The 2,625-nt window shown below is 32.7% G+C and carries 2 protein-coding genes; both read left to right on the top strand.

Going from position 1 to position 2,625, the window contains the following annotated elements:
* The first annotated feature begins 139 nt into the window (after window positions 1-139).
* On the top strand, window positions 140-874 hold the full coding sequence (locus tag RUMCAL_RS09265; protein WP_021682514.1) for a LytR/AlgR family response regulator transcription factor: 735 nt from the start codon (window positions 140-142) through the stop codon (window positions 872-874).
* Window positions 871-2,169 carry a sensor histidine kinase gene (locus tag RUMCAL_RS09260; RefSeq protein WP_021682513.1) on the top strand — a complete coding sequence of 433 codons (1,299 nt, stop codon included), beginning with the start codon at window positions 871-873 and terminating at the stop codon, window positions 2,167-2,169. Before RUMCAL_RS09265 ends, RUMCAL_RS09260 begins: the two co-directional genes overlap by 4 nt.
* Window positions 2,170-2,625: the final 456 nt, after the last annotated feature.

Raw genomic sequence — 2,625 nt, 5'->3', positions numbered from 1 at the left:
GAATCTTTGTCTAACTTTTTGGGGTCAGTTCATTTGTGGGCATACCGTCTTTTTGTTTAGCAAAATAAATTCTTGCTTTTTGAAAATTTTTGTGGTATGATGGAAATGAAGCGAAAAAGAAGTAAGAGGAGTATATTGTATGATTCAAATCGCAATCGTGGATGACGAAAGAGCATTTCTTGAAAGTTACACACATATCGTAGAAAAGCTTTTTGCAAAAAACCGAATTGAATTTGTTGTACAGTGCTTTTACAAAAGCGAAGAGTTTTATCATTTATTGAAAAGGAACTATTTTGATATCGTTTTTTTAGACATCGATATGCCGGAAATAAATGGAATTAACTTAGCGGCAGATATAAGAAAACTGAAATTGGAAACTACAATTATTTTTGTGTCCAGTCACAGTAATCTTGTATTCCAATCAATACATTATGCACCATTTCGCTTTATTCAAAAGGATTGCCTTGAAGATGATACTTCAGAAGCAATCCACGCATATTGTCAGCAAATCAAAGAGAAAAAAAATACAATACAGTTGAAAATTGAGAACGGTGAAACATACTGCTTTAATCTGATGCAAATTCAGTATTTTTATTCTGTACGACATGACCTATTCCTGGTATATTCAAACAAGAAAATAGCAAAACGTTTGTTCCCACGAGCATACACTATGGATGCTCTCGGAAAAATGCTACACGAAAAAGGGTTTATACGAATACATAAAAGTTATATTGTCAATTTCAAATACATACATCAAATTCAATCAGATAAAGTGCTACTGTTTGATAATTCCACGTTGCCGATCAGCAGATCAAATGTTGCAAATGTAAAAAGACAATATAAAGTTATTATGAGAGAGGATGATGCAATATGATTTGGAATGCTGTAGAGCTTGCTGCTGTTTTAGTAGAATGTCTTATTACCAGTAGACTGATCATTCTTTTTTTGGGATACCGTTCTGAATATTGTAAAATTTGGAAAAGTGTATCGCTATTTATCACATTGTCTTTCTTTGATTGGCTTTTTACAAATTGCCTGCACAATGACTTGTTGTTTATTATTGCATTATTTTGCAGCTGTGTGTTATTTTCCGTTCTTTTCTTAAATGGACGGCTTTTTGAAAAAATATTTCTGCCGATTGTATGCTATTTGTTGTTTTGTTTTATCAATTTGCCTGTATTGCATGGTATTTCTTATATCACCAACGTTTCTGTAGGTGAATTAGTAGTAGCACAAAATGCTAGTCGTGTAATCAGCCTGTTGTTAACAAAACTAATCTATTTTGGGATTTCGGAATTGGTTTTGATTTATCGCCGAAAAAACAAGTTTAATTTTTCTAAAAGTGAGTGGATTGTTCTGCTTTCTGCATTTTTAATTGCACTGCTGATTGGAACATTCATGTATTTTATTTCAGTTGCTGTTCCGGAGCAGCAGTATATGTGCTTGATCGTGGTAATTTTGATTACAATCCTAGATTGCATCATCGTTTTCTTTATGCAAAAACTAAATTTAGCAAATAAAAAGCAATTGGAACAAAATATGTTAAAATTGCAGTTATTCAATCAACAGCAGGAACTGCAACAAATGAATAACAGCTATCAAAAAATCTCCATTTTACGTCATGATTTGAAAAATGAAATGCTGTGTATCCGGGAATTACTTACAGCAAAAAGATATGACAAAGCGCTTGCATATGCAGATCAGATCGTGCAGCAAAAAATAAACAGTGTTCAAGAGCCAGTAGAATGTTCCAGCAGCATTATCAATGCCGTAATTAACACAAAATTTGGAGAAGCACAGGAAAAAGGGATAAAGACCGTTTGTCAGATACATATTCCGATTCCAGAAGAATTGGAATTGGACATTAGCATCATATTATTTAATTTACTCGACAATGCGATTGCATATGAAGAACAAGGCATAGAAAATGCACAGATCAGTGTGTCAATTACAAAGACAGCAGGTTATTTGAGAATTCTTGTAAAAAATAAAATCAAAGAGTCGGTACTGTGTGGAAATTCAAAATTAACAACATCAAAAAAAGATAAGATTCATCATGGATGGGGGTTAAAGTCTGTACGAGATATCTTGAGAGACAGAAATGGAGAAATTGATTTTTACGAAAAAAGAAATGAATTTTCAGTAAATATAATAATACCAGAAATATAATATACGCATTTGGGGGATGAAAAATGCGGTTTGGGGGATTTGGTATTGATTCTGGAAGAAAAATGCGGTATTCTTTATTCAAGGAATGGTGACTGAAATGCTATCATTATTGAGTAAACGGATATCGTTTTTTTATGTGGAAATCATGTGAAAACAGCAAATCAATATTACATATATTCGTTTTTCATGATAATTGCAGTTGAGTGGAATTGTTATTTTTTGCTTGCATCAGTTGAAGCAGAACATAAGAAATTGGATGAGATAGAATATGTTGTCTATTGAAAAAAAGTGGATTTTTTTGCTTTTTGACCGATTACGTCATAAGTATTGATTTCCATCGCCCAATTTTGCTATGCTAAAGTAAAGCAAAAACCGAGTGTTTCACACTCACACCCGCTATACAAAACAACAGGAGGAAATATTTATGAAAAAACAAATCGCAACACTCTTAGCCCT

Origin of the sequence: Ruminococcus callidus ATCC 27760, assembly GCF_000468015.1 — a bacterium.
GTDB classification, from domain to species: Bacteria; Bacillota; Clostridia; order Oscillospirales; family Ruminococcaceae; genus Ruminococcus_C; species Ruminococcus_C callidus.
This window is presented reverse-complemented; position numbering and strand designations above follow the sequence as displayed.

What these genes read in the sequence shown, in the direction of transcription:
- RUMCAL_RS09265 (WP_021682514.1), top strand. Translation starts at nt 140, where the DNA reads ATGATTCAAATCGCAATCGTGGATGACGAAAGAGCATTTCTTGAAAGT.
- RUMCAL_RS09260 (WP_021682513.1), top strand. Translation starts at nt 871, where the DNA reads ATGATTTGGAATGCTGTAGAGCTTGCTGCTGTTTTAGTAGAATGTCTT.